22 protein-coding genes are annotated in these 23,794 nt (G+C 75.8%); 8 read left to right on the top strand and 14 right to left on the bottom strand.

The annotated features are described in order from the left end of the window. Positions 1–209: 209 nt before the first annotated feature. Positions 210–4,343 (top strand): Pls/PosA family non-ribosomal peptide synthetase, encoded by a 4,134-nt coding sequence (locus tag ACZ6Z8_RS22565; RefSeq protein WP_465611979.1) that lies wholly within the window; start codon positions 210–212, stop codon positions 4,341–4,343. Between the two features lie 2,199 nt (positions 4,344–6,542). Next, the gene (locus tag ACZ6Z8_RS22560; protein ID WP_465611851.1) at positions 6,543–7,190 is read left to right on the top strand and encodes a hypothetical protein; all 648 of its coding nucleotides are present in this window, start codon (positions 6,543–6,545) and stop codon (positions 7,188–7,190) included. A gap of 25 nt (positions 7,191–7,215) precedes the next feature. Here ACZ6Z8_RS22560 and ACZ6Z8_RS22555 read toward each other — a convergent pair whose 3' ends face one another. Both ACZ6Z8_RS22555 and ACZ6Z8_RS22550 read right to left on the bottom strand, forming a co-directional pair. After that, complete coding sequence (locus tag ACZ6Z8_RS22555) at positions 7,216–7,851, bottom strand: flavin reductase family protein (RefSeq protein WP_465611850.1); 636 nt, start codon at positions 7,849–7,851, stop codon at positions 7,216–7,218. Between the two features lie 327 nt (positions 7,852–8,178). Further along, positions 8,179–8,814, bottom strand: a complete 636-nt coding sequence (locus tag ACZ6Z8_RS22550) for a carbonic anhydrase (protein ID WP_465611849.1) — start codon at positions 8,812–8,814, stop codon at positions 8,179–8,181. 1,091 nt (positions 8,815–9,905) lie between these two features. On the opposite strand from ACZ6Z8_RS22550, the gene ACZ6Z8_RS22545 reads away from it, so the two are divergent. Further along, positions 9,906–10,454 (top strand): hypothetical protein, encoded by a 549-nt coding sequence (locus ACZ6Z8_RS22545; protein ID WP_465611848.1) that lies wholly within the window; start codon positions 9,906–9,908, stop codon positions 10,452–10,454. Between the two features lie 748 nt (positions 10,455–11,202). Here ACZ6Z8_RS22545 and ACZ6Z8_RS22540 read toward each other — a convergent pair. Then, positions 11,203–12,294, bottom strand: a complete 1,092-nt coding sequence (locus ACZ6Z8_RS22540) for a PP2C family protein-serine/threonine phosphatase (RefSeq protein ID WP_465611847.1) — start codon at positions 12,292–12,294, stop codon at positions 11,203–11,205. 147 nt (positions 12,295–12,441) lie between these two features. On the opposite strand from ACZ6Z8_RS22540, the gene ACZ6Z8_RS22535 reads away from it, so the two are divergent. Both ACZ6Z8_RS22535 and ACZ6Z8_RS22530 read left to right on the top strand, forming a co-directional pair. Beyond that, on the top strand, positions 12,442–12,792 hold the full coding sequence (locus tag ACZ6Z8_RS22535) for a helix-turn-helix transcriptional regulator (protein WP_465611978.1): 351 nt from the start codon (positions 12,442–12,444) through the stop codon (positions 12,790–12,792). A gap of 25 nt (positions 12,793–12,817) precedes the next feature. Beyond that, positions 12,818–13,249 (top strand): VOC family protein, encoded by a 432-nt coding sequence (locus tag ACZ6Z8_RS22530; RefSeq protein WP_465611846.1) that lies wholly within the window; start codon positions 12,818–12,820, stop codon positions 13,247–13,249. Here the strand turns inward: ACZ6Z8_RS22530 and ACZ6Z8_RS22525 are convergent. The 6 genes from ACZ6Z8_RS22525 to ACZ6Z8_RS22500 all read right to left on the bottom strand — a co-directional run bounded on the left by ACZ6Z8_RS22525 (position 13,212) and on the right by ACZ6Z8_RS22500 (position 16,777). Next, a complete protein-coding gene (locus ACZ6Z8_RS22525; protein ID WP_465611845.1) occupies positions 13,212–13,466 on the bottom strand; it encodes a hypothetical protein in 255 nt (84 codons plus the stop codon). The genes ACZ6Z8_RS22530 and ACZ6Z8_RS22525 overlap by 38 nt on opposite strands. Then, positions 13,463–14,254: a MerR family transcriptional regulator gene (locus ACZ6Z8_RS22520; RefSeq protein WP_465611844.1), complete on the bottom strand. Its 792-nt coding sequence runs from the start codon at positions 14,252–14,254 to the stop codon at positions 13,463–13,465. Before ACZ6Z8_RS22520 ends, ACZ6Z8_RS22525 begins: the two co-directional genes overlap by 4 nt. Before the next feature lie 204 nt (positions 14,255–14,458). Then, positions 14,459–14,599, bottom strand: a complete 141-nt coding sequence (locus ACZ6Z8_RS22515) for a hypothetical protein (protein WP_465611843.1) — start codon at positions 14,597–14,599, stop codon at positions 14,459–14,461. Beyond that, positions 14,589–14,849, bottom strand: coding sequence for a hypothetical protein (locus ACZ6Z8_RS22510; RefSeq protein WP_465611842.1), 261 nt, complete (start codon positions 14,847–14,849; stop codon positions 14,589–14,591). Before ACZ6Z8_RS22510 ends, ACZ6Z8_RS22515 begins: the two co-directional genes overlap by 11 nt. A 214-nt stretch (positions 14,850–15,063) precedes the next feature. Then, entirely contained in the window at positions 15,064–15,927 is an 864-nt protein-coding gene (locus ACZ6Z8_RS22505) for a BPL-N domain-containing protein (RefSeq protein ID WP_465611841.1), read from the bottom strand. 196 nt (positions 15,928–16,123) lie between these two features. Further along, a complete protein-coding gene (locus tag ACZ6Z8_RS22500) occupies positions 16,124–16,777 on the bottom strand; it encodes a hypothetical protein (protein ID WP_465611840.1) in 654 nt (217 codons plus the stop codon). A gap of 941 nt (positions 16,778–17,718) precedes the next feature. On the opposite strand from ACZ6Z8_RS22500, the gene ACZ6Z8_RS22495 reads away from it, so the two are divergent. Then, positions 17,719–18,288 carry a DinB family protein gene (locus ACZ6Z8_RS22495; RefSeq protein ID WP_465611839.1) on the top strand — a complete coding sequence of 190 codons (570 nt, stop codon included), beginning with the start codon at positions 17,719–17,721 and terminating at the stop codon, positions 18,286–18,288. A 115-nt stretch (positions 18,289–18,403) separates the two neighbouring features. Here the strand turns inward: ACZ6Z8_RS22495 and ACZ6Z8_RS22490 are convergent, their stop codons facing one another. Beyond that, positions 18,404–19,330, bottom strand: coding sequence for a LysR family transcriptional regulator (locus ACZ6Z8_RS22490; RefSeq protein WP_465611838.1), 927 nt, complete (start codon positions 19,328–19,330; stop codon positions 18,404–18,406). A gap of 136 nt (positions 19,331–19,466) precedes the next feature. Between ACZ6Z8_RS22490 and ACZ6Z8_RS22485 the strand changes: the two genes are divergently transcribed. Continuing rightward, entirely contained in the window at positions 19,467–20,255 is a 789-nt protein-coding gene (locus ACZ6Z8_RS22485) for an alpha/beta fold hydrolase (protein WP_465611837.1), read from the top strand. A gap of 94 nt (positions 20,256–20,349) precedes the next feature. Here the strand turns inward: ACZ6Z8_RS22485 and ACZ6Z8_RS22480 are convergent, their stop codons facing one another. Beyond that, positions 20,350–20,976: a hypothetical protein gene (locus tag ACZ6Z8_RS22480; protein ID WP_465611836.1), complete on the bottom strand. Its 627-nt coding sequence runs from the start codon at positions 20,974–20,976 to the stop codon at positions 20,350–20,352. A 102-nt stretch (positions 20,977–21,078) separates the two neighbouring features. Between ACZ6Z8_RS22480 and ACZ6Z8_RS22475 the strand changes: the two genes are divergently transcribed. Beyond that, positions 21,079–21,156 carry a 50S ribosomal protein bL37 gene (locus ACZ6Z8_RS22475; RefSeq protein ID WP_465390020.1) on the top strand — a complete coding sequence of 26 codons (78 nt, stop codon included), beginning with the start codon at positions 21,079–21,081 and terminating at the stop codon, positions 21,154–21,156. A 454-nt stretch (positions 21,157–21,610) separates the two neighbouring features. Here ACZ6Z8_RS22475 and ACZ6Z8_RS22470 read toward each other — a convergent pair whose 3' ends face one another. The 3 genes from ACZ6Z8_RS22470 to ACZ6Z8_RS22460 all read right to left on the bottom strand — a co-directional run bounded on the left by ACZ6Z8_RS22470 (position 21,611) and on the right by ACZ6Z8_RS22460 (position 23,783). Further along, positions 21,611–21,916, bottom strand: a complete 306-nt coding sequence (locus ACZ6Z8_RS22470) for a hypothetical protein (RefSeq protein WP_465611835.1) — start codon at positions 21,914–21,916, stop codon at positions 21,611–21,613. Between the two features lie 116 nt (positions 21,917–22,032). Then, a complete protein-coding gene (locus ACZ6Z8_RS22465; RefSeq protein WP_465611834.1) occupies positions 22,033–23,364 on the bottom strand; it encodes an RNA polymerase sigma factor in 1,332 nt (443 codons plus the stop codon). After that, complete coding sequence (locus ACZ6Z8_RS22460) at positions 23,364–23,783, bottom strand: YciI family protein (RefSeq protein WP_465611833.1); 420 nt, start codon at positions 23,781–23,783, stop codon at positions 23,364–23,366. Before ACZ6Z8_RS22460 ends, ACZ6Z8_RS22465 begins: the two co-directional genes overlap by 1 nt. Positions 23,784–23,794: the final 11 nt, after the last annotated feature.

The following is a 23,794-nucleotide window of genomic DNA, read 5'->3' as shown; positions in this document are numbered from 1 at the left end:
TGTCGGGGCCGTCGTGTACGGCATCGATGATGAGAATTTTCTTTGACTGTGTTGTCGCTGCATCCGGCTGGTTCCTGGTGGAGTCCTGGTGTGTGGGCGCGTCTACCGGGTGGTGGTGGTGACGTCGGGGTCATCGGCGTCGCTGGTGGTGGTGAGCGATGCGCGCTGTTGTGGAAAATTTTTTTTACGGAGCCGAGGAACCCATTTTCATGGACGCACGTCACGACACGGTCGGCCCTGGCACGCTGCACCGTCCTCATCCCGGGCTGGCTGCGTTGTGGCCGGTGGCCGAGCCTGCTGCTGCGCGCAGTCTGCTCGATGTCCTGGCCGCGACGGCTGAGGCGTTTCCGCAGGCGCCGGCGTTGGATACCGGGGACGTGGTGTTGGACTACCGCGCGTTGATGCGGGAGGTCGATGCGTTGGCGGGTGTGCTGGCGGGGCACGGTATCGGGTGCGGGGACCGGGTGGGGGTGCGTGTTCCGTCGGGGACGGCGCAGTTGTATGTGGCGGTTTTGGCGGTGTTGCGCTGTGGTGCGGCGTATGTGCCGGTGGACGCGGAGGATCCGGACGAGCGTGCGGAGATGATCTGGCAGGACGCCGGGGTGTGTGCGGTGGTGGGGGCGGGGGGCCGGCTGGTGGCGGGTCCGGGGGCGCGGCCGTCGGGGTGTCCGGCGTGGCCGGGGCCGGGTGATGACGCGTGGGTGATTTTCACGTCGGGGACGACCGGCCGTCCGAAGGGGGTGGCGGTCACTCATCGTAGTGCTGCGGCGTTCGTGGATGCGGAGGCGCGTTTGTTCCTGCGTCGCCAGCCGCTGGGTCCTGGGGACCGTGTGCTGGCGGGTCTGTCGGTGGCTTTCGATGCGTCGTGTGAGGAGATGTGGCTGGCCTGGCGTCATGGTGCGTGTCTGGTGCCGGCGCCGCGTTCGCTGGTCAAGGCGGGTACCGATCTGGGGCCGTGGCTGGTGGAGCGGGGTATCACCGTGGTCTCCACGGTGCCGACGCTGTTGGCGTTGTGGCCGCTGGAGTGTCTGGAGCGGGTGCGTCTGATCATCGTCGGTGGTGAGGCCTGTCCGGCGGAGCTGGTGGAGCGTCTGGCGGTGCCGGGCCGGGAGTTCTGGAACACCTACGGTCCGACCGAGACGACGGTGGTGGCCACCGCGGCGCGGATGCTGCCGGGTGAGCCGGTGCGGATCGGGGCGCCGCTGGACGGCTGGGAGATCGCGGTGGTCGACCCGGCCGGTCATCCGGTGCCCTGGTACGAGAGCGGTGAGCTGCTGATCAGTGGTGTCGGTACGGCGCGTTATCTCGATCCTGTGAAGGACGCGGAGAAGTACGGTCCTCATCCCGCGCTTGCCGGTGCGCGGGTGTATCGCAGTGGTGACCTGGTCCGTAACGACCCTGAGGGCCTGATTTTCCTAGGGCGTGCGGATGACCAGGTCAAGCTCGGCGGGCGCCGGATCGAGCTGGGTGAGATCGACGCGGCTCTGCAGGCTCTGCCGCAGGTGCGGGCGGCGGCGGCCGCGGTGCGCAAGACCCCGGCCGGCGCGGACCTGCTGGTCGGCTATCTGGTCGCCGGGCCGGGTGCGGTTCCCGATCTCGCCGCCGCCCGCCGGGAGCTGCTCGAACGCCTGCCGGCGCCGCTGGTGCCCGTGCTCGCTCTCGTCGACTCGCTGCCCACCAAGACGTCCGGGAAGGTCGACCGGGGTGCGCTGCCCTGGCCGCTGCCCACCGCCGCCGGTGGCGCCGGTGGCGCCGGTGGCGCCGGTGGCGGCGGTGCCGGTGGCGGTGGTGGCGGTGGCGGTGGTGGCGGTGGTGGTGGTCAGGGTCCGGGCGGGTGTCTGGAGGGCACCGCGGGCTGGCTGGCCGGTCATTGGGAGCGGCTGCTGGGTACGGTTCCCGGTCTCGGTGACGACTTCTTCGCCCTGGGCGGTTCCAGTCTCACCGCTGCCCGTCTGGTGTCCGATCTGCGTGCGCGTCATGCCGGGGTTTCCGTCGCGGACCTGTACGCCCATCCGGTCCTGGCCGACCTGGCCCGCTACCTGGACTCCCTCGGCCCCGCCGGCCAGGCCACCGGCCAGGCCACCGCCGGGTCCGGGTCCGGTGCTGGTGCTGGTGCTGGTGCGGGTGCTGGTGCGGGTGCGGGTGTGGAGGGTGGGGTGGTGGGCCGGGTGCGGCGTGGGGTGCGTCCCACTCCGCGTAGTGCCGCGGTGTGGCAGAGTCTGATGCTGCTGGCCTTGTTCGCCCTGGCCGGACTGCGCTGGGTGATCGTGCTGATCGCGGTCGACAATCTCCTGGGCTCGCGTCTGCTGTGGGCGCCTCACAGTTCCTGGTGGCCCGTGGCCGCGGCCGGGGTCCTTTTCTACAGTGCTCCTGGCCGTACCGTGCTCGCCGCTGCCGGAGCCCGTGTGATCACCGCGGGTATCCGCCCGGGCAGCCATCCGCGTGGCGGCCAGGTCCATCTGCGGTTGTGGGCCGCCGAACGCTACACCGCCCTGTTCGCCACCGCTTCCCTGTCCGGTACCCCGTGGGCCGCGCGGTACGCGCGGATGCTCGGCTGCCGCGTGGGCCGGGGTGTGCAGCTGCACACCGCGCCTCCGGTGACCGGGCTGGCCCGTATCGGCGCGGGTGCCTGCCTGGAACCGGAGGTCGACATCGCGGGCTGGTGGCTGGACGGCGACACCCTGCAGCTCGGCCGGATCGAGGTCGGTGAAGGCGCCAGCGTCGGCCACCGCGCCACCTTGATGCCCGGTGCCCGTGTCGGTGCCCGGGCGCAGATCGCCCCCGGCGCGTGTGTCACCGGCACCGTCCCGCCGGGCGAACACTGGCACGGCTCCCCGGCCCGCCCCAGCACCGACACCCCCACGGCCTGGCCCGCCGGCCCCGCCCGCCCCCAGCGCCTGTGGAACGCCGCCTACGGTGCGGCCCTGGTCCTCTTCGGTCTCCTGCCGCTCCTGTCCGCCCTGCCCGCCCTGTCCATCGCCTACCCGATGGTCGCCGCCGAGCCGACCCTGAGCGCCGCGCTGCTGCGACTGCTGCCGCTGACCGTGCCGCTGGCCGCGCTCACCGTCATCTGCCACGCCGCCCTGATAGCCCTGCTGATCCGCCTGTTCTCCCTGCCCCTGCGTCCCGGTTTCCACCCGGCCACCGGAGGCGTCGCGTTCTGCGCCTGGGCCGTGTGCGGCCTGAGCGACAGCGCCCGGCGCACCCTGTTCCCCCTGTACGCCAGCCTCTTCACCCCGGTGTGGCTGCGCCTGCTCGGCGCGCGGATCGGGCGCCGGGTGGAGGCCTCCACCGTGCTCGCCCTGCCCGGCCTGATGCGGGTCGACGACGGCGCCTTCCTCGCCGACGACACCCTCGTGGCCCCCTACGAGCTGCGCGGCGGCTGGCTGCACCTGGGCCGCGCCCACGTGGGACGGCGTTCCTTCGTCGGCAACTCCGGCATCGTCGGCCCCGGCCGCTCGCTGCCCGACAACTGCCTGGTCGGCGTGCTCTCCGACACCCCCGCCCACGCCCCCCAGGGCTCCTCCTGGCTGGGCCGGCCCGCCTTCGCCCTGCCCCGGGTGGCCGAAGGCGGCGGCGAGGCCCGCACCTACGACCCGCCCAAGCGCCTGATGTGGGCACGCGCCGGCGTCGAGGTCTGCCGGCTCCTGCCGGTGATCATCGCCGCGCTGCTCGCCGACCTGGTCTTCGCCGCCCTGCAGGCGATCCGCAACGGCTACGGACTCGGCGCGGCCCTGGGCGCCGCCGGCCCGGTCCTGATCGCCGCCGCGATCGCCGCCTGCACCATCGCCACCCTCGCCAAGTGGCTGCTGGTCGGCCGCTTCCGCGTCGCCGAGCACCCGCTGTGGTCGTCCTTCGTCTGGCGCAACGAGCTCTACGACACCTTCGTCGAGGAACTCGCCATGCCCTTCGGCGGCGGCGCCATGACCGGCACCCCCTACCTGAACCTGTGGCTGCGCAGCCTCGGCGCCAGGATCGGGCGCGGCGTGTGGTGCGAGACCCACTGGCTGCCCGAGAGCGACCTGGTCACCGTCGAGGCGGGCGCCAGCGTCAACCGCGGCACCGTGCTGCAGACCCACCTGTTCCACGACCGGGTGATGCGCCTGGGCCCCGTCCACCTGGGCGCCGGCTCCACCACCGGGCCGCACTCCATCGTGCTGCTCAACTCCTCCCTCGGCGCGAACACCACGGTCGGCCCCGCCTCCCTGGTCATGCGCGGCGAGAACGTGCCCGGCGACACCCGCTGGCTCGGCAACCCCGTCGCCGCCTGGAACGCCGATCCCACCCCGCCCCCCGGGCGCCGCGCCGCCCGCGCCGCCCGGCGCCGCAGCGCCGTGACCTAGCCCCCACCCCGGCACCCCCGAAGGGGCGGTGCGGACACGGCCCCGCCGTGACCGCACCGCCCCCCCTTTTTTCGGCTCTGCCCGCCCCTTGGCGCACCACTTTGCCCGGGCACACCACTGGTGGAACCCCCCCCGGCAGCCGCCCGCCGCCCCCTGGCACCCGCTGTCGTCTCCGGCAGCCGCGGTGGACGCGGCCCGGGGGTGGGCAGGGGCCGGGGCCGTCGACGGCGTGATCGGCAACGGGCGGCCCCGGCCCCGGCCCAGGCCCGTTCCGGTACGGGCGGGGCATCGACCGCGAAATCCTGGGACGCGGTTCGGGGTGCCAGGGGCCGCCGTCGCTTCTGGCACCCGCCCGCCGCCTCGGCAGCCGCCGTCGCCTCCGGCAGCCGAGGTGGGCGTGGTCCGTGGGTGAGCAGGGGCTGGGGCCGTCGACGGGGTGGTCGGCGATGGGCGGCTGCGGCCCGGGGTGCGTTGCGGTAGGGGCGGGGCATCGGCAGCGCAGGCGCGTACGGGTTGCGGCCGGTCGCGGTGGGCGGGGTCCCGGGGCCGTCGACGGTGTGATCGGCGATGGGCGGCTGCGGCCCGGGGTGCGTTCCGGTAGGGGCGGGGCATCGGCCGCGCAAGCCTGTACGGGCGCGGTTGGCGCGGTCCGTGGGTGAGGGGAGCGGGGCCGCCTCCGGCGGTCGCCGCCGTCCCCGGCACCTGCCGCCGCCCCCCTGGCACCCGCCGTCGCCTTCGGCAGCCGCGGTTGGCGCGGTCCGGGGTGAGTAGGGTCCGGGGCCGTCTCCGGCGGTCGCCGCTCGTCCCCGGCGCCTGCCGCCGCCCCCCTGGCACCCGCCGTCGCCTCCGGCAGCCGCGGTGAACAAGGGCCGGGGTGAACAAGGGCCGGGGCCGTCGATGGCGTGGTCGGCAACGGGTGGTCCAGGCCCGGGGGTGCGTTGCGGTAGGGGCGGGGCATCGGCCACGCAATCCTGTGTGATCGGCGACAGGCGGCTGCGCCCAGGGTGCGTTCCGGTATGGGCGGGGCATCGGCCGCGCAGGCGCGTACGGCTGTGGCCGGTCGCGGTGGGCGCGGGCCGGGGTGACCAGGGTCCGGGGCAGCCTCCGGCGGTCGCCGCTCGTCCCCGGCGCCTGCCGCCGCCCCTGGCACCCGCCGTCGCCTCCGGCAGCCGCGGTTGGCGCGGTCCGGGGGTGAGCAGGGGCCGGGGCCGTCGATGGCGTGATCGGCGATGGGCGGCTGCGGCCCGGGGTGTGTTCCGGTAGGGGCGGGGCAGCGGCCGGCAAGCCTGTATGGCTGTGGCCGGTCGCGGTGGGCGCGGTCCGGGGTGATCAGGGACCGGGGCCGCCTCCGGCACCCGCCGTCGCCTCAGGCAGCGGCGGTGGACGCGGTCCGGGGTGAGTAGGGCCCGGGGCCGTCGATGGCGTGATCGGCGACAGGTGGTTCCGGACCCCGGGTGCGTTGCGGTAGGGGCGGGGCATCGGCAGCGCAGGCGCGTACGGCTGTGGCGGGTCGCGGTGGGCGCGGTCCGGGGTGACCAGAGGCCGCCGTCGCCTCTGGCACCCGCCGTCGTCCCGGCAGCCGCGGTGGACGCGGCCCGGGGCCGTCGATGGCGTGATCGGCGATGGGCGGCTGCGGCCCGGGGTGCGTTGCGGTAGGGGCGGGGCATCGGCCGCGCGAGCCTGTACGGCTGTGGCCGGTCGCGGTGGCGGGGCCCGGGGTGAGCAGGGGGGCCGTCGACGGGGGATCGGCGACAGGCGGTTCCGGTCCAGGTCCGTTCCGGTAGGGGCGGGGCATCGGCCGCGCAGGCGCGTGCGGCTGTGGCCGGTCGCGGTTGGCGCGGTCCGTGGGTGACCAGGGACCGGGGCCGTCTCCGGCAGTCGCCGTCGTCCCCGGCATCCGCTGTCTCCGGTAGTCGCGGGGGACGCGGCCCGGGGTGAACAAGGGCCGGGGTGAGCAGGGGCCGGGGCCGCCGGTGGCACGATCGGTAACAGGCGGTCCCGGCCCCGGCTGCGGGTGCGTTTCCGTACGGGCGGGGCATCGACCGCGGAAGCCCGTACGGCTGCGGCCGGCACCCATGGAACGACTTCAACAGCACTTGAAGTCAAGCCCGCCCGCCCCGGCAGGAGGACGGACACCTGCGCCAGGTAGCCTCGCTCCCGGTGGGGGCCGGCAGGCGAAACGGAAGCAGGGGCGGACGGATGACACAGCAGCAACGCGGCTACTGGCGGGACTCGGACGGCTCGGCCGTCGCCGTCAGTCAGGCGCACATCGTGTGGACCAGGGCGGCCTACCCCGCCCTGGAGGACGTGGCACGCCGCTATCACGCGGTGATCACCCCTGCCGAGCTGGCCGAGGCCGTCCAGCAGGCCTCCGGGGTGCGCACCAGCGTCAACCAGCGGCACTGGATCGGCAAGGTGCTGGCCCTGGTGGCCCGCGAGGCCCACCGGCGTGGTGACCCGCCGCTGACCGCCCTGGTGGTGCACGCGGGCGACGGCATGGTCGGCGCCGCCTACCAGGACGTGCTGGCGGTGGCCGGACAGCCGCCGATCCTGGACGAGATGGACCGCGAACAGCACGCCGCCGCCGCCCGGCTGGCCTGCTACCGCCACTTCGGCGCCGACCTGCCCGCCGACGGCGGCATCCCGGCGCTGGCCCCGCGGCTGACGGCCGCGGCCACCCGCAAGAGCGCCGCCACCGGCAAGAGTGCCGCCACCGGCAGGAGCGCCGCCGCCCGTAAGAGCGCCGCCGCGCCCGCGCCGCGTCCGCCGGCGATCTGCCCCACCTGCTTCCTGGAGCTGCCGGCGACCCGGGTGTGCGACTCGTGCGGGACGGCCGTCGCACCGTAGGACGGCGGACGGGCCCCGGCCCCGGCTATGCCGTGGCCGCCAGCCTGCCCGGCATGCGCCAGCCCTCGGCCAGCCGGGAGGGGGTCAGGCGCCTTCCCTCGCCGAAGAACTCGCAGAACTTCATGATCAGCGGGTCCCAGCCGACCGGGTCCACGTAGTGGTCGGTGCCCGGCACGATCAGGCGCTCGTCCACGTGGGCGCGCACCACGGTGACCTCGAACGCGGTGCACCCGGGGTTGCCCGCCAGCGCCGTGGCCGCCTCCACCCGGCACTCCAGCTGCACCGGGCACTCGGCGGCCCGCGGCGCCCGCACCAGCTGCCCGGGCAGTTCGCTCAGCCCGGCGGCGCCGAACTTGTCCCGCTCGTGGCGGTAGCCCTGCTCGCGCCGGTACTCGGCGATGTGCGTACTGGCGGTCAGCAGCGCGAGGGCGTCGACGGCGTCGACCTGCGCCGCGCTGGGCAGGTTGAGCACGCACTCGCCCTCACGGCGCAGGTTCGCCGACGTCTGGGAGCTGTTGCCCAGGCCCAGGACGCACGACTGGCCCAGCCACCAGGCCGAGGACACCGGCGCCAGGTTGGCGCCGCCGTCCTCGTTGCGCGAGCCGATCAGCACCACCGGGGTGCCGAAGTAGAGGACCTTGAGATCGGTGACCTTGTGCACGGGAAGAGCCGTTCCTCGGATCGGGGAAGCGGACGGACCGGGGATGATCCGCCGCCGGCCACCGACTCTGCCCCCGCCCGCGCACCGTCACCGGCGGGGATCGGACATCCAGCTCCCGCGCCCGTCCCGGCCACCCGACGCCTACCGGCCGGTCCGACGCCCGTCCCGGCCGGCCCGACGCCTGCCGCCGCCCCGGCCGGCCGCCGCCCGTCCCGGCCGGCCGGTGCCCGCCCGGTCGGTGCCTGCCCGTCCCGGTCGGTGCCTGCCTCCCGGTCGGTGCCCGTCCCGGCCGGCCCGACGCCTACGCGTCCGGTCGGTGCCGGGCGGTCAGCTGACGCCGCGGGAGGCGACCGTACGGGCCTGGCCGTCGTGCAGCCGGTAGGACAGCCCCACCACCCCGAGCCGCCCCTCGGCCACCCGCGAGGCCATCAGCTGGGAACGCTCCAGCAGCAGGTCCACGGTCTGGCGGATGTGCTCGTCCACGATCGCGTCCCGGTCCTCGATGCTGATGCCCGCTGCCCGCGCGGACAGCACACTGGGCGTCACCCGCTCCACCACGTCCCGCACGAAGCCGCCGGGCATCTGGCCTTCCAGGGAGTCCAGCGCCGCCGCCACCGCACCGCACGAGTCGTGCCCGAGCACCACCACCAGCGGACAGTCCAGCACCGCCACCCCGTACTCGATGCTGCCCAGCGCCTCCGCACCGGTCACGTGCCCGGCGGTGCGCACCACGAACAGGTCGCCCAGGCCCTGGTCGAAGATGATCTCGGCGGCCAGCCGGGAGTCCGAACAGCCGAACAGCACGGCGAAGGGCTTCTGCCCCGGCGCGAGCGCCGCACGCCGCCCGGCGTCCTGGTTGGGGTGCTCGGGACTGCCGGCGACGAACCGGGCATTGCCCTCCAGCAGCATCCGCAGGGCCTCGTCGGGGTCGGATATCGGACCGGGCATCGGAGAAGGGATCATGCCAGCCACCCTAGAACGCCCCTGACGGGACCCGCAGCCGGGCCCCCTCACCGCCAAACGAGCGGCCCAGAACCCGCCATGCGCACGCCCCGCCGGACCCGGCCGCGGCAGCCTCCCGCCCATGAACACCCGCCCGGACCCCGCCCGGAGCCCACCCGCTCCTTCGCCACCGCCCGCCTGCCGGCCACCTTCGCAGCCCGCACGCCTTCACCCCCACGACCCGGAACCGGAACACGCCGCCGCGGCCGAGAGCGGACCCTGCGCACCGACACCCCCCACTACCGATACCCGTGCGGGATTCCGCACCGGCGCCCGGTCCTGCGCACGCGGCCCGCATCTGGCCGCCGCCGCCCCGCCGCCCCGCCGCCCCGCCGCCGCCCCAGCGTCCAGGAGCGCCTGCATGAGCGCGTCCCGCACGGCCGCCGGCGGGCACACCGCGCGGCGAACTGCCGGCCGCGCTGCGCCGCGGCGTGCCCGTGCCCGTATCCGTGCCTGTGTGGTTCGGCGGCCTGCCGGTTGTCCTGGCTGGGCACGCGCGGCTCGATGCCCTGACCCAGGGGGCTGCGCCCGCCGCTGATGAGAATCTTCGGAATTCCCCGCCCCCGCTCACGACTCCATAGCTTGTTGAGCCTTGAAGTGAGTGGGGAGGTTCAGCGAGCGAGGTTCGCGGGCCGCCCGTCCGTTGAGTGTTCGGCCCGCTGTGACCGTCAGCGATGGTTGGCGATGGGTGCCCGTCGCTGTCCATGACAGTCCGCCTTGGTTGAATCAGCGGATGAGTGAGACCTCTGTCGACCTGGGAGTCGTCACCGCGCCGTCCGGTGTGCTGGTCCTGGGCATGGCCAGCTGGATCGATCACTGGTCCGAGCTCGGCGACCCGTTGTCCGTGCGGGCACTGGCCGCCGTGAAGCACGGTGGTGGCCATCTGCACGAGCCCGCAGACGGCCCGAGCCGGGATTGGTCCTGCGAGGCAGTCGCGGTGCCAGCCGCAGCCGACCGGCCGCTGAAGGTGCGCGCCGAGACCGGGGAAACGTACGACGGACCGGTCGTCACGGTCCTGGAGGTCGACCTTGGCCTGCCCTGGCCGGACAAACATGACGGAGAGCCGATCCGACTTGGTGACCTGCCGATCGACCGGTGCGGCATGGTCCTCGGGGACGCCCGCGCCCCTCGACTCGTTCGTCGGGCTACCGGGCGAGTCGATCAACGGGCTCGCCGACGTCACCTACTGGGGAAAGTACGAGGACGACGCCCACGCCCGCTTCGGCGGCGAACGGACACCCCGGTACGAGGTCGAGGGCCCCTACGGGCGCCTCGACCTTCCCGTGCACGAGGCCCAAGAGTTCGCCAGCCAGCTCCAGAGCTGGTTGGCGGAAGGGCCCCGAACCGGCTTGGTGGTCTCCGTGGACGCGCACACCCACTTTCACCTCCTCGACCGGGCCGGCCAGACTCACCCCCTGCTCGCCGGACAGATCGAGATCGACGGATGCCAGGTCCTGGGCCTGGGCTGGGATCCCGGCGACCACTCCATGCGCCACCACGGCGAACGAGCTTGGAACCAGGTCTACGCAGTCACTCTGAAGCAGCGTGGCAACACCACCCTGCTGCGTTGGACGATCCCTGCAGAAGAAGAACCTGAGTAGAGGGCGCCTTCGGCGTCGCTGACGCGATGGGCTTCGTTCACCCTGGACTGGCCAGGCTGGCCCCGGTGCCAGTCTGCCTAACGGGCAGCCCGGAACTCTGGCGTTCCCCCAGTTCAACCAACAGCAGGTGGGGAATCAAGGTGAGGCAGGTCTGGCCAACCCCTGAGTCCGGGGTGGCCGTTTTCAGGGATCGCCATCACCGCCGCCCCGGCGTGTCTGCACGAGCGTGTCCCGCATGGCTGCCCCGGGCACACCGCGCGAAACTGCCGGCCGTGCAGCGCCGCGGCGCGGCCGTGTGGTTCGGCGGCCCGCCGGACGTCCTGGCCGGGGCGCGGCTCGATGCCCTGACCCAAGGGGCTGCGCCCGGCGCGGCCCCAGTGTCCGGGAGCGCCCTGCATGAGCGTGTCCCGCACGGCCGCCGACGGGCGCACCGTGCGACGAACTGCCGGCCGCGCGCTGCGCCGCGCCCGTCCCCGTCCCGTCCCCGTCCCCGTGCCCGTGCCCGTGCTTGTGTGGTTCGGTGGCCTGCCGGTTGTCCTGGCCGGGCACGCGCGGCTCGGTGCCCTGACCCAAGGGGGTGCGCCCGACGCCGCGTTCACCGCACCGGCCGTCTCGATCGTCCGTGCGAAGGACGGCCTCTGGCGCTGCCTCGTTGTCCTGCCCCGGGACGGCACCGCGCCGATGGTCGCCCGCGCCCCGCGGCCCGCCCCCTCCCGCGCCCCGCCACTTGGGGCCTGGTCGCAGGGGTTCAGTGGGCCGGGCGTAGCACCAGCACCGTGACGTCGTCGCGGCAGCGCCCGCCGCTCCAGCGGCGGGCGCATCCGTCCAGCGCTCCGGGCAGTTCGGCGGCCGGGGTGCCGGCCAGGTCCGCCAGGCCCTGCTCGGCGGGGTAGAACGCGCCGGAGGCGTCCTGGGCCTCGGTGATCCCGTCGGTCAGGAGCACCAGCACCGCGTCCGGGGGCAGCGCGAAGCGCTCCACCGTCCGTGCCTGGCCGCTCAGCGCCGCCAGGCCCAGCGGGACCCCGGCGTCCAGCCCCACGGCCTCCACCCGGCCGTCGGGGTGCAGCAGGCACGGCGCGAGGTGACCGCAGTTGACGGCCCGTACGTCACCGCCGCGCCGCACGCACAGCACCGTGGCGGTCACGAAGCGCTCCAGCTCGCCGCTCTGCACGGCGTAGGCGTTGTGGCGTTCGACCGCCGCCTCCAGCGCGTCGGCCACCGCCGTCAGCTCCGCCTCCCGAAACGCCGCCTCCCGGAAGGCACTCAGCACCGCGAAGCCCGTGCCGATCGCCCGCAGGCCCTTGCCCTGCACGTCACCGACCAGCACCCGGGTGCCGTACGGGGTCTGCGCCACGTCGTACAGGTCACCGCCGACCAGGGTGTCCTCCTCCACCGGCCGGTACAGCCCGAACAGCTCCAGCTCCGCCGTGCGCACCGGCAGCGGCCGCAGCAGCTGGCGCTGCAGCGCCACCGCGCTCTGACGCATCCGGAACAGCTGGCGCTCGCGCCGCACCCGCCGCGCGCACAAACCGATCACCGCGGCCTCGGCGGCCACCACGCCCAGCAGGGTGCCCAGCCGGGCCGGCAGGTCCACCGGCGGGTACAGCGCCGCGTGGAGCGCCACCACCGCGCTCACCCACACCGAGGCGGCCACCGTCTGCGCCACCGTGCCCAGCCCCGCCAGCAGCGCCGGCAGGAACACCAGCAGCAGCACCAGCCGGGAACTGGGACCGCTGGCCGCCTGGGCGAGCAGCACCAGCGCGGTGGCCACCAGCACCCCGGCGGCCACCGCCCCGTTGCCGGGGGCGCGCGGGGAGGGCGGTTCGTCGTCTGCGGCCACCCTCCAGGGTGGCCGCAGCGGCGCGGCGAGGGCGAGCGGGCCGCCGCCGGGCGGGGGAGCGCGCCGGACGCACTCGGTACGGTTGCCGGTGTGCCCACCCGAGTCCCCCTCGACGACCTCGTCCGGCTGCGCCGGGCCCGCGACCGCATGGACCGCGAGTACGACCGGCCGCTGGACGTGCCCGCGCTGGCCGCCACCGCCCTGATGTCGCCCGGCCACTTCTCGCGCAGCTTCCGCGCCGCCTACGGCGAGACCCCGTACAGCTACCTCATGACCCGCCGGATCGAACGGGCCAAGGCCCTGCTGCGGCGCGGCGACCTGAGCGTCACCGACGTGTGCATGGCCGTCGGCTGCACGTCCCTGGGCTCCTTCAGCACCCGCTTCACCGAACTGGTCGGCGAGAGCCCCAGCGCCTACCGCGCCCGCGACCACGCCGCGGGCGCACCGATCCCCGCCTGCGTCGCCAAGATCCGCACCCGTCCCGTGCGGCGCACCTGAGGCCGCGTCCCGTAGCGTGACGGGCATGAGCATCGAACTCGCGCAGTGCTTCATCGCCGTCGACGACCACGACAAGGCCCTCGCCTTCTACCGCGACGTGCTCGGCTTCGAGGTGCGCAACGACGTCGGCTTCGAGGGGATGCGCTGGGTCACCGTCGGCTCGCCTCAGCAGCCCGGCGTGGAGATCGTCCTGGAACCCCCGCTGGCCGACCCGCACGCCAGCGAGGACGACCGCCGGGCCGCGGCCGAACTGCTGGCCAAGGGCCTGCTGCGCGGCGTCATCTTCCGCACCGACGACTGCGACGCCACCTTCGAGCGCATCCGCGCCGCCGGCGCCGAGGTCCTCCAGGAGCCGATGGACCAGCCCTACGGCGTACGCGACTGCGCCTTCCGCGACCCGGCGGGCAACATGCTGCGCTTCAACCAGCCGCGCGGCAACCAGCCGAGCGGCACGTAGCCGCGGGCCCGCCGCCGTCGCCGGTGCGGCCCAGACGGCGGTGGACCAGCCACGCCTGGACGCCCTGGGCGGCTGCGACGGTGGGCAGCAGCGACCACGGGAGCAGGCCGGCCGCGGCCAGCGGGGGCAGCACGGCGGCGGCCACGGCCAGCACCGGCAGGGTGCTCAGCAGGGCGACCCGCAGCCGCAGGCGCCGGGGCATCACGGGGGCGGTCATCGCGACACCTCCCGGGCCCGGTCCAGGAAGGCGCGCAGCGGCGCCCACGCGTCGGCCGGGGCCGCGGGGTCGCCAGACAGGGCGGCCGGGTCCTCGCGCCAGGCGGTGCGCACGGCCGCGGACAGGGTGGTGTCGCCGCCGCTGAAGAGGCGGGAGAGTTCGTCCAGACGCGCCGCGATGCGCCGCACCCGCGGGTCGGCGGGGTCGGTGCCGGCGGCGCGCAGGGCCTCGGCGCGGCGGTAGAGCTGGGGCCATTCGACCTCCCGCAGGTAGTGGGCGGCGGGGCCCAGGGCCTCGGCGTGGTCGGCCAGGGCGTGCAGCTGCTCCTCGTCGAGGTGGCGGCGCAGGGCCTCGCCGGCGCCCGGCCCGGTGGCGCCGACGGCCTGGACCAGGCGCAGCAGCTCGGCGGTGCCGGGAGTGCGTTCGGCGTCGAGTTCGTCCCGCAGGCGGGCGAGGCGTTCGCGCAGGGTCTGCAGGGCGGCCAGCGAGGCCTCGGTGGCGGCCAGGTGCTCGCGCACCAGCCGCCGCGCCTCGACGCCGGCGTCCAGGCAGGTGGCGATGGTCTCCAGGCCCAGGCCCAGGCGCCGCAGCGCGAGGACCTGGTAGAGGCGCACGACGTCCTGCTCGGTGTAGGCGCGGTGACCGCAGGAGGTACGCCGGGAGGGACGCAGCAGGCCGATCTCGTCCCAGTGGTGCAGGGTGCGTACGGTCACTGCGCTGGCCTCGGCGAGCGGGCCGACCTTCCAGGTCCGTTCCCCGGACCGGCTCTGTTCTTCACGAAAGGGCATGGCACGAGCATTCCTCCTCACGCCGCGTGAGGTGCAAGCCCGGGGCCGCCCCGCAGCGAACGCAACACGGTTTCAGACGGTGCGCCCGGGCAGGGGAACAGTGGGGCAGGGTGATGTCGTCGGCCTTGGCGAACCGGGCGGCCAGGACGGTGCGCGGCGGCCGGCGGCCCATCCAGCGCATGCAGGCGGCGCGCAGACGGGTCATCAGGGCACCGCGGCGGGCACAGCCCTGACATGCCGCCGGGCGGCGGCTGCCGGGCGGGCCGCCCAGGGGCGCACCAGCTCCTCGTGGCGGGCGTAGGCGGTGGTGAAGTCGCCCGTGGCGGCGGCGAGTTCACCGGCCACCGGGCGGGCGTGAACCCGGCGTCCAGGAGTTCACGGGGTGCGCCAGCACCTCGCAGCGGCGCGCGTGCGCCACCCGCAGGGCGGGCCGCTGCCGGCCGCGCGTCCACCGCACCGGGCGCTGCCCCGCCCCGGCCGGCATCCGCCGCTGCCCGGCCTCGACAGCGGCCGCGCTCGCGCGCACACCGGCCGCCGGCTCGGCGCCCGCCGCCCGCCGCTCGCCGTCCGCGTTGTGCGCCAGGTGCGTCGGCACGTGTTCGTGCGAGCGGCCCGGCAGCGGCCAGGGCGCCGGGGACGTCGGCGTTGCTCGGGCGGGCGGCGGTGCGCGGCAGGGGGTCGGTGGCGGCGCGGATGCGCTCCGGTTCGGCCGCCGGGTCGCAAGGGGGGGCTCCCGGTGTCCGTCCACGCGCGCAGGGGCAGGGGCAGGGGAAGGCGGCGGGGGCGGCGGGGGACTGGGCCCCGGGGGGTCAGGGCGTGGGTGCGGGGGTGCCCGCGGGTGCAGTGCCCGTGCCCATCAGGGTGTGCAGCAGGTCCTGGCCCAGGCCCAGGCCGGTCTGGGACTGGTCGGGCAGGTTGTATTCGCGGTACCACTCCGAGGGGGCCTCCGGGTGCGGGCCGCTGACCGCCACCCGCCCCGCGCCGTAGGAGGCGACCACGGCGGCGGCCCGGCCGTTGGTGTAGCGGGCCAGTACCTGCGTGCCGGGGCCGTCCACGTCGAAGTACGGGCCGTCCTGGAAGTACATCTTCTGCGCCCGCCCGCGCCACAGGACGTCGACCAGGTGGTCCTGCTCGTCGGTGACGACGGCGCCCGGGGAGTTGATGTACTGGCCGGAGTCGCCCGGCAGCAGGCCGTAGCCCGGCTCCCGGCCCGCCAGGTAGCCGCCCATGCACAGGCCCAGGTAGTGGCCGCCGCCGCGCACGTAGGAGCGCACCAGCTCCGGGGAGAAGCCCTGGTCACGCTCCAGCAGGCGCCAGGCGGTGCTCACCTCCTGCCCGTTGGTGCCGCCCGGCTGCACGTACAGCGCCGCGCCGGACAGCGCGTCCGGGCCGAAGTGCTGCGCCTCGCCGGGCCCGATGTAGCGCACCGCGAAGCCGTCGTGCTCCAGCATGTCGTGCGCGGCCTCCGGGCAGCCCTCGCAGGCGGCCGGGCCCCGGTAGACCAGGGCCAGCGGCCGGCCGTCGGGGTCCTGGGCGGCCTTGCCGGCCCTGGCCGCCTGGACCGTGCGGGCGGCGGTGTCGTCGTTGCTGCCGGACGGGGGCGCCCCGCAGGCCGTCGCCACCAGTACCGCCACCGCCGGCGCCAGCGCCGCGATGACCCGTCCAGCCCTCATGACCTGCACTCCTGTCGCCCTCCCCGGCCTTGCTTCGTACGCTACGACGCTACGTGGCCGCTGCCCCGGCCTGCACACCGGTCACCCTGATCGGGTGAAGCCGGGGACGGTGGTTGACGGGCATGGGGCCCACGGGCGGTCCTCGGGGACCCGGGCGGCCCTCAGGCGGCCGGGGCCGCGGGGTTTCGGGCGGTCCTCAGGCGGGCGGGGCCGCGGGGCGGGGCCCGGGGCGGCGGCCGGCGTGAAGGCCGGCGCGAAGGCCGCAGTGTGGCGGCTGATCGTCGGCCGGCGGCCCGGCGGCCGTCACCGCCAGGCCCTGCCCGGCGATCAGCCCGCTGCCCGGCAGCGTCAACATCGGACGGGCCGGGAGTGCAACCGTGCCGCGGAGCTCTTCGACGCCCTGGTGCGCGACCGCCTGCGGGCGTTGGGCCCCGGCCACCCGGGCACCCTGGCCACCCTTCCCATCCGCCGCAACCGTGCCCACGCCGTGGGGCGCTGCGGCTGCGGGGCACAGGCCGTGCGGCTCCTGGAGGCCCTGGTCCTCGAAGGCGGGCAGCTGCTCGGCGCCGAGCACGCCCAGACCCTCGCCGCCCGCCGCCTGCGCGCAGAGCCGAGCCCCGCGCGGACGCGCCGGTCCGTGCGCGGTGCCCCCACCACCGCCGACAGGTCCAGGTCCGCGATCGACGGGTCGCCCGGGCAGCACCTGCCGGGCCGCCGACAGCACCGGGCGCCCGTCGCCCGCCAGGGCGAAATCCTTGGCGGCCAGGCGCACCGGGACGTCCGACTCCGTGCCGCGCGCCCGGGCCAGGGCCCCGGCGGGCGGCCCGGCCGCCGGCACCTCCAGCGCCACACCCAACTCCCCGGCAACCGCAAGGACTTCGCGGAGCATGGTGACCGAGGCCCACGGCGCCGCCGATCACCAAGCACCTTCCGTGCCGCCCCCGGTGCCCGGGCCGCCGCGGCGCCGCACCCGGCCGAGGCGGGCCAGGGCGGGTTCGGCGCGGTCCCGGTCGGCGTCCTCGCCGTCCGCGCGCCCGGGCCAGGGTCCCGGCGGGCGGCCCGGTCGCCGGCACCTGCAGCGCCACGTCCTGCGACACACCCAACTCCCCGGCAGCCGCAAGGACTTCGCGCCGTGCGGTGGCCGAGGCCGGGGCGCCGCCGATCACCAGCACCTTCCGTGCCGCTCCCGGTGCCCGGGCCGCCGCGGCGCCGCACCCGGCCGAGGCGGGCCGGGGCGGGTTCGGCGCGGTCCCGGCGGGTGTCCTCGCCGACCTGGAGGACGCCCAGGGCCCGGCGGCCGCCGGGGCGTCCACCACGGTGACGCCGTCCGGCAGTTGGGCGCGCAGGCCGACGGCGGCGCGCGGGCCCGCGGCGGCGTGCGGGCCGGTCGAGGACATGCCGGTTTACGGCGTGCCCGGGGCCAGGTGGGGCGTGAACCGCCCGGCGACCCCGGCCACGGTGTGCGGGTCCGCCCGGGGTGGTGGCCCGGCCGCCGCACCATCCGGGCCCGGTTCGACGGCCGCCCCCGCGATGAACCGCGACCGGCCGCCGCCCGCCCGGGCGGCGCCGTGCCCGCCACCCGCCACCCGCCGTCCGCCGTGGACCCCGGCCACGGTGTGCGGGTCCGCCCGGGGTGGTGGCCCGGCCGCCGCACCACCTGGGCCCGGCTCGACGGCCGCCCCGCGATGCACCGCGACCGGCCGCCGCCCGCCCGGGCGGCGCCGTGCCCGCCACCCGCCACCCGCCGCCCGCCGTAATCCCTTTGACGGCACGGGGAGGTCGTGGGCGAGCATGCGAAGTATGACTGAGCGACCCGAGCGATGGACCCAGGCGAGCGTCTACCCCGACATGTGGGCCGACCCGGACCAGGACCCGCGCAACAGTGAAGGGCCCGCCCCGGACGGCGAACTCGCCACCCTCGCCGACTTCCTGACCAACTACCGCCTCACCCTGAGGATGAAGTGCGAGGGCCTGGACGCCGAGCAGCTGGCCCGGCGCTCGGTGCCGCCCTCGACGATGTCGCTGCTCGGGCTGGTGCGCCACCTCGCGGCGGTGGAGCGCGACTGGCGCAACTGGATCACCGACGGCGAGCCGCTGCCCAAGCTGTACGGCGCGCGGGACGCGGACTTCGACCAGGCGGTGGCCGACCCCGCCGTCGTCGAGGCCGCCTGGCGCGACCTGGAACGCGAACAGGCAGCCCTGGACGAAGAGTTGGCCGCCCACCCGGACCTGGGGGAGCGGCTCGGCAAGCGGGGCATCGCGGTGCGGGAGCTGCAGGTGCACCGCGTCGAGGAGTACGCCCGCCACTGCGGCCACGCCGACCTGCTGCGCGAGTGCGTGGACGGCCGCGTGGGCCAGTGAGGTCAAGGGCCGCCGGGGAGGCCGCGCCCCGGCAGAGCCTGGAACTGCCGCCGGGCCGCGTCGGCGCCCGGCCCCTCGCCGCTCAGCAGGCAGGAGCCGGCCGGCAGGGCGGGCTTCACGCCGGCCGCCCCTGCCGTCCCCCCGCGGCAGCGGCGCCGGCCTCCTCGGCGATGCTGCGGCAGGCCTCCAGCAGCGGCGCCAGCCGGCGGGCCGGCGCGCTCGGGCGCACCGCCAGGTAGGTCTGCAGGGCCAGCGGCTCGGCGAACGGGCGGAACACCGTACGGCCGGCCGGCAGCACCGCGGCCTGCGAGGCGTAGAAGACCGTCCAGCTCGGCCGGCCCGTGCCGATCGCGGCCAGCGTGTCCTGGTCGGTGGTGAACTCCGGCCCCAGCACCGGCTCGACGCCCGCCGCCCGGCACGCGCCGGTGACCAGGTCCACCAGGTGCGGGTTCGCCTCGCGCGCCGCGATCCGCAGCGGCAGCACGGCCAGGCGCGCCAGCTCCACCGACCCGCCCGCCGCCAGCGGATGGCCCGCCGGCAACGCCGCGACCAGCGCATCCGGCCACACCGGCAGCAGCTCCAGGCCCGGGCTGCGCTCCAGACCGCGCACGAAGGCCGCGTCCAACTCCCCGTCGCGCACCCGCTGCAGGCGCACCGCCGCCGCTTCGCTGCACAGCTCCACCGTCAGCCCCGGAGCCCGTTCGGCCAACGCCGCCAGCAGCTGTTCCAGCCGCGCGCCCAGCCCGATGTTGGTGCCGATGCGCAGCACCCGCTCCCGGTCGTCGCGCTGCTCGGCCATCGCCTCCACCGCCGCCCGCTCGGCCGCCAGGATCGCCCGGGCGTGCGGCAGGAACGCGCTGCCCGCCGCCGTCAGCGCCACCCTGCGGGTGCTGCGGTCGAACAGCTCCACGCCCAGCTCGCGCTCCAGGCGCCGCACCTGCTGACTGACGGTCGGCTGCACGATGCGCAGCTTCCCCGCCGCCCGCCCGAAGTGCAACTCCTCGGCCACCGCCAGGAAGTACCGCACCTGCCGCAGCTCCACACCCGCCCCCTGACCGATCACGATCCCTGATGAGTGTACGAGCCGGATGCGCCTTGGACACCCGGCACCCACGCGGTGGACTGGACCCCGCCAGCAGGACCGCAGAACGCGCGCCAACCAACCAGGGAGCACCGCCGTGCCGTACGTCGACGTCCAGGGAACCCGCCTCTTCTACCGCGACCACGGCACCGGCCGGCCGCTGGTGCTCGTCCACGGCTGGGCCACCAGCGGCCGGGTCTGGCAGGCCCAGTTCGCCGACCTCGCCGCCGACCACCGGCTGATCGCCGTGGACTGCCGCGGCTGCGGCCGCTCCGGCCGCCCCCAGGACGGCCACACCCTGGCCGGCAACGTCGCCGACCTGCTGTGCCTGATCGACGCCCTCGACCTGCAGGCGCCCGTCCTGGTCGGCAGCTCCATCGGCGCCACCTACGCCCTGGCGGCCGCCGCGGCCGCACCCGAACGGGTCGCCGGCGTCGTCTCCGTCGACGGCTCCGGCCACTGGCCCGGCACCGGCATGACCGCCGAACTGCGCGAACTGAGCGCCGGCCTCGCCGCCGACCGCACCGCCTTCGTCCACGCGTGGGTGCCCACCTGGTACGGCAGCACCGCCGGCCCCGAACTGCACGCCGCCACCATCGCGCAGATCCTCCACTCCAGCCCGGCCGTCGACAGCGTCTTCACCCAGGCCGCCCTCTACGACCCCCGCCCCCTGCTGCCCGGCCTCGACCTGCCCGCCGCCTTCCTCCACGGCGACCAGGAGACCCAGATCCCCCTGGCCGTCTCCCGCACCCTCGCCGGCCTCGCCCGGCACGGCAGCCTGCACGTCGTCGAGGACTGCGGCCACATGCCCCACGAGGAACAGCCCGCCGCCTTCAACCGGCTGCTGCGCGCCGTGGTGCGGGACATGGCCCGCGCGGCCGGATGAGGAGCACCAGGCGCCCGCGCGGCCGGGTGAGGGGGACCAGGCGCCCGCGCGGCCGGGTGAGGGGGACCAGGCGGCGGCGCGGCCGGGTGAGGGATCAGGCGCCGGCGCGGTGGCGCGCGAACTCCTCGGGGGTGCGCACCCCCTCGTCCAGGACGGCGCGGTAGACCCCCCAACTGCGCACGCTGCGCCCGTACTCGGGGTTGTCGGCCCAGGCGTGCTTGATCCGCAGGATCGCGGTGCGGGCCTGCTCGGTCAGCCGCGGGGGCAGTTCGCGCAGGTGGGCGAGGTCGCTCTGGCGGGCGGTGTCGTCGACGAACCACAGGTCGAGGGTCCAGTTGCGGGGGCCCTGGGGGCAGTGCCCGCAGGAATCCGCGGCCCGGGCGCGGTAGGACAGGCCGAGGTAGAGGCCGTCCGGGTAGGCGTCGGGGTCCTCGTTCCAGGCGCCGGTGTCGTTGCGCCAGCGCACCTGCCGCACCCGCTCGTGCAGGGCCAGGCGGGCGCCCAGGGCGGCCACCCGTTCGTGGGTGGTCCGGTCCAGGCGCGGGCACACCACGGTGACGTCCAGGTCCCGGCGCACCATCAGCCCCAGCGCCGAACTGCCCACCCGCACCGGCGTGCCGAGGGCGCCGAGGCGCTCGTCCAGGTCCAGGTCGGCGTGGACCGCGTCGGCCTCGGCCTGCAGGGCGCCCTGGCGGTGCAGGAGCTCCTCGTCGGTCGTCATCGGGTCAGTGTGCCAGGGCGGGGGGCGGCGCTCGACGGGCCGCGGGGCGCCGGGTGTGGAACGGTGGGACATCGGGGGTTCCCGGTTGTGAGAGGAGTCGCCATGTCGTCCAAGCGCCGCCGCAAGAAGAAGGCCCGGGCCAGGCGCGGGGCCAACCACGGCCGCCGCCCCCAGAGCTGAGCGGCTGAGCCCCGGGCAGCGGCGCCCAGGTGCCGCTGCCCGGGCGTGGTCGCCGGGGCCGGGCGGGCGTGGCGTCGGCAGTGGTCGTCCGAACGCCGGCGCGCAGGGCGGCCGCTTCGACGTCGGGACGGGCTGCTGCGACGCCGGGTCGTGCTCCCGCTGTTACTGCGAAGCCGGGTCGTGCGCGCGCCGTGCCCGGTCTCCTCGGCGGGCAGGTCCCGGTGCAGGCGGGCGCCGGGGCTGCTGAGGTGGGGGGCCTGTATCCGTCGGCCTTCGGGGCTGAGCCGCCGGCCGTCGTCGGTGGTCTGGGCGCGGTTGCCGGCGCAGCGCGTGGGCGGGGTGCCGGTGCGGTTGTCGGGGGAGTCGCAGTGGGCCAGGCCGGCCGCCTGGATCCGGGGCAGCAGGTCGGTGATGTCCTTGCGGGTGGCGAAGGAGGCGCTGATGGTCGTCCGGCTCACCAGGGCCAGGCGTCCCTGGGGGCCGGGGGTGTGGTGTCGAAGGACGCGGGCCGGTCGCAGTGGTCGCTGATCCGGGTCAGCAGGTGTTCCACGCCCTGTACCGCCGCCGGCGCCGCCACCGTGCGCTCGATCCGCTCCCGTTCGGCCTGCCCGGCCTGCCCGGCCTGCCCGGGCGGCCGGGGAGTCGGGGAGTCGGCGAGGGCGGCCAGGCGCCGGTCGCTGGGCCAGGCCCGGCGCGAGGCCTCCGGGCCCCGGCCGGGCAGGCTCAGCAGGTGGCCGAGGACGTACGTGAAGCCGTTCACCGGCCGGTGGTTCCTCTCGGGAGTGCTCGCGGGCGCTGGTCGCCGGAGCACGCCCTGGCCCGGCCGTGTCGCCGTCCGCTATCCGTGCCCGTCCTTGACTCCCGTGTGGCCGGTGGTCACCGGGGGGTGTCGAGCGCGGCCGCCTTGCGCAGCAGGACGCTCCGTTCGCGGGTGTTGCGGCACAGCCGGGCGGCGAGTTCCAGTTCGGCGCGGGCCTCGGTGGTGCGGCCGAGGCGGGTCAGCAGTTCGCCGCGCACGCCCGGCAGCAGGTGCGAGCCGGACAGCTTGCCGGAGACGGCCAGGTCGTCGACCAGGGCGAGGGCCTGCCGGGGTCCCTCGGCCATCGCGACGGCGACCGCCCGGTTGAGCTCGACCACCGGGGACGGTGCGAGGCGGCCGAGCGCCTCGTAGAGCAGCACGATGCGCTCCCAGTCGGTCTGCGCCACCGAGGGCGCCATCGCGTGGCAGGCGGCGATCGAGGCCTGGAGGCCGTAGGGGCCAAGGCCCCGGCCCTGGCCGCGTCCCAGGCTCGCGGCGCGGCCGAGCGCGGCCAGGCCGCGGCGGATCGCGGAGCGGTCCCAGCGGCGCCGGTCCTGGTCCTCCAGGAGCACCGGCTCCCCGTCGGGCCCGGTGCGGGCGGGGAAGCGCGCGGCGGTGAGTTCGAACAGGGCGAGCTGCCCGTGCACCTCCGGCTCGGCGGGCAGCAGGGCGGCCAGCATCCGGGCCAGCCGTACGGCCTCGCGGGCGAGGTCGGGGCGCAGCAGGTCCTCGCCGGCGGTCGCCGTCGAGCCCTCGGTGAAGATCACGTACAGGACGCTCAGGACCGCGCCGAGGCGATCGCGCCACTCCTGGCGCGGGGGCAGTTCGAAGGGGACGTGCGCGGCGGCGACGGTCTTCTTCGCCCGGGTGATCCGGGCCTGGACGGTGGGCACCGGCACCAGGAACGCGCGGGCGATCTCCTCGCTGGACAGGCCGCCCACCACGCGCAGGGTCAGTGCGACCCGGGCCTCGGGGGAGAGCACGGGGTGGCAGGCGGTGAACATCAGGGCGAGGACGTCGTCGTCGACCCGGTCCGGGTCCCAGGGCAGGTCGTCCGGCTGCTGCGGGGCGCCCGCCGCGCCCGTGCTGAACTCGCCCTCGGCGAGGGGGCCCGCGAGCGCGGCGTAGTGCTCGTCGAGGGCCGAGGCGCGGCGGAAGGCGTCGATGGCCCGGCGCCGGGCGGTGGCCAGCAGCCAGCCCACCGGGCTGGCCGGCTGGCCGTCGCGCTCCCAGCTGACCAGGGCCTCCGCCAGCGCCTCCTGGGCGACGTCCTCGGCGAGGGCGAAGTCCCCGGTGTAGCGGGTGAGCGCGCCGACGATGCGGGCGGACTCGATCCGCCACACGGCCTCGACGGCCCGCCGGGCGCACTCGCCGCCCGGCAGGCCGCCGCCGGTTGCTGCTGCGGGCATCAGAGCTGGCCGGTCCGCTCGCGCCAGGCCCGCTCCTTGACGATCCACTCGTTGTCCTGCGGGAACTCCTCGATGCCCGGCACCCTGCGCACCTCGCACTTGGAGCCCGGGAACGCCGGCATCCGCTTGGCCCACTCCACGGCCTCCTCCTTCGAGGCGACGTCGAGGATGTAGAAGCCGCCGAACAGCTCCTTGGTCTCCCCGTACGGGCCGTCGGTGACCACCGGGGCCTCGCCGGCGAAGTCGACGACCGCGCCCTGCGAGGGGTCGTCCAGGCCCTCGGCGGCCACCAGCACGCCGGCCCGGATCAGCTCCTCGTTGAAGCGGCCCACGGTCTCCAGCATCTCCTCGAACGGCGTCTCCATCATCTTCGCCATGGACTCGTCCGTGCCCCGCATGATCAGCATGTACTTCGCCATCTCTACCTCCT

It is taken from the genome of Kitasatospora sp. NPDC101108, from assembly GCF_055584725.1.
Note: the sequence above shows the minus strand (reverse complement) of the source record. Positions and strands in the feature narration are given on the sequence as shown.

Coding starts and splice junctions, on each gene's coding strand:
- ACZ6Z8_RS22565 (WP_465611979.1), top strand. CDS start 210: ATGGACGCACGTCACGACACGGTCGGCCCTGGCACGCTGCACCGTCCT.
- ACZ6Z8_RS22560 (WP_465611851.1), top strand. CDS start 6,543: ATGACACAGCAGCAACGCGGCTACTGGCGGGACTCGGACGGCTCGGCC.
- ACZ6Z8_RS22550 (WP_465611849.1), bottom strand. CDS start 8,814: ATGATCCCTTCTCCGATGCCCGGTCCGATATCCGACCCCGACGAGGCC.
- ACZ6Z8_RS22545 (WP_465611848.1), top strand. CDS start 9,906: ATGACGGAGAGCCGATCCGACTTGGTGACCTGCCGATCGACCGGTGCG.
- ACZ6Z8_RS22535 (WP_465611978.1), top strand. CDS start 12,442: ATGGACCGCGAGTACGACCGGCCGCTGGACGTGCCCGCGCTGGCCGCC.
- ACZ6Z8_RS22530 (WP_465611846.1), top strand. CDS start 12,818: ATGAGCATCGAACTCGCGCAGTGCTTCATCGCCGTCGACGACCACGAC.
- ACZ6Z8_RS22525 (WP_465611845.1), bottom strand. CDS start 13,466: ATGACCGCCCCCGTGATGCCCCGGCGCCTGCGGCTGCGGGTCGCCCTG.
- ACZ6Z8_RS22520 (WP_465611844.1), bottom strand. CDS start 14,254: ATGCCCTTTCGTGAAGAACAGAGCCGGTCCGGGGAACGGACCTGGAAG.
- ACZ6Z8_RS22505 (WP_465611841.1), bottom strand. CDS start 15,927: ATGAGGGCTGGACGGGTCATCGCGGCGCTGGCGCCGGCGGTGGCGGTA.
- ACZ6Z8_RS22495 (WP_465611839.1), top strand. CDS start 17,719: ATGCGAAGTATGACTGAGCGACCCGAGCGATGGACCCAGGCGAGCGTC.
- ACZ6Z8_RS22480 (WP_465611836.1), bottom strand. CDS start 20,976: ATGACGACCGACGAGGAGCTCCTGCACCGCCAGGGCGCCCTGCAGGCC.
- ACZ6Z8_RS22475 (WP_465390020.1), top strand. CDS start 21,079: ATGTCGTCCAAGCGCCGCCGCAAGAAGAAGGCCCGGGCCAGGCGCGGG.
- ACZ6Z8_RS22465 (WP_465611834.1), bottom strand. CDS start 23,364: ATGCCCGCAGCAGCAACCGGCGGCGGCCTGCCGGGCGGCGAGTGCGCC.
- ACZ6Z8_RS22460 (WP_465611833.1), bottom strand. CDS start 23,783: ATGGCGAAGTACATGCTGATCATGCGGGGCACGGACGAGTCCATGGCG.